Here is a 1,570-nt window from a genome sequence, read left to right as displayed (position 1 = left end):
TCGATTTCTTGCTCTTCTTGGTCATGCTTGTTGTTTCGGTCATAAGGGCGTTTCTTTCGATATCGTCTCATGACCTCGACACACAAGAAATCTGACAGGCTCATCTTGAGCGCCGAGATGCGGTCGGAAGAGAGCTCTCCGTTTAAGACTGCGACTCTGACCTGCACCATGCAGTGCGCCCCTTCGTCCGTCCAGCGCATCTGTCGCTTCTTAGCCATGCGAAGGCTGACGACCTGGTTCACCGCGGACTCCGCGATGCTACTGCTGATCGGCAGGCCCTTCCGATGCCGAGCGCCGTAGTTGACCAACGTATTTGCGTTCTTCCGCAGGTACCAGGAGACTTTATCCAGGTTCCACCAAAGCGTGCTGAAGTCATACCCCGTCCTCATCAGCAGTCGAGTGTCCAATGCCTTGATGCGCTCCAACGCTTTGCGGCCCTTGCCATGCCAGACTAACCACTTGGCGTGAGTGATTTCGGTCTCTATCGATTCCCGTTCCAATGAGTCGATCACCTTGCTACCGAACACGGAACGCTGCGCCGCGTTGAACTTCATGGCGATGTGGAACCAATCGAGAAGCCTCCCGCGTGCTAGCTGACTGCCCTGGACGGTCTTCGCAAACTCACCAGCGTCGTCGCTGATCACGGTCACGCGTTCGGTCAGCACGACACGAGCGCCGTGAATGAGCAAGGTGCGCAGGTAGGGATCGCCGCGTTTACTGATGCCACCCAGCCAGACCTTGCCGCCGGTGCCGGACTGTTTGGGCACCAGACCAAGGTAGGCCGCCAGTTGCCGCCCGGACTTGAAGGTGTGTACGTCGCCAATGGTGGCAACCATGGCCGTGGCCGTAAGCATGCCGATGCCGGGAATGTCGCGAATGGTCCGGTAGGCTCGGTTCTGCCGGCTCCAGGCGTCGATCTGTTGTTCGAGGCGGCCGATCTCCGCATCGAGCCGCTCGATGCTTTGCAGCTGCTCACGCACGAACTCGAACAGCATGGGCGGCACGCTGCGCTCGATTTCGGCCATGTGCTGCACGATCTCCTGCAAGCCGGTTCTCAGTCCGCGCGGAAAATGGACGCCGAATTCGAGCAGCGTGCCGCGCAACTGATTGACCAGCATGGTGCGCATCTTCACGCGCAGCCGGCGCATGGCGTGCAGGCTAAGCACGCACTGCTGCGACTCGTCCTTGGGGGCCACGAAGGGCATACCCGGCTGCTGCGCCGCCGTCCAGATAGCCTTGGCATCGGCGGGGTCGGTCTTGTTGGTCTGGACGAACGGACGCACGTAGTTGGCGTGCAGCAGCACCGGCTGATGGCCGAGACTGCGCAGCTGACGGGCCCACCAGTGCGCGCTGCCGCACGCTTCGAGCGCGACCCGTGCAGGCTCACGCTTGGCGAGGAACTCGATGAGTTTCTGCCGGTTGAAGCGGCGGTTGAAACACTTGCCGTCAGGCTCGACCCAATAGAGCTGGTCGGGTAGCAGCGACGCATTACTGCGCCGCCGCCCCCTTAGAACCGGACGTGCGAGTCGCCCCGCATCCGGCTCAAGCCATTCCTTCAGCGCCATTGGGT

Annotated in this window: 1 pseudogene; it reads right to left on the bottom strand. The window is 61.1% G+C overall.

The window, feature by feature from the left end:
- Positions 1–656 precede the first annotated feature (656 nt).
- Positions 657–1,481: pseudogene (locus AC3WL8_RS39855) on the bottom strand (IS110 family RNA-guided transposase); the annotation flags it as partial.
- Positions 1,482–1,570: the final 89 nt, after the last annotated feature.

Source organism: Cupriavidus sp. FW305-F7, from assembly GCF_058782875.1.
The sequence above is the reverse complement of the archived record's forward strand: the minus strand, read 5'-3'. Positions and strand labels throughout refer to the sequence as shown.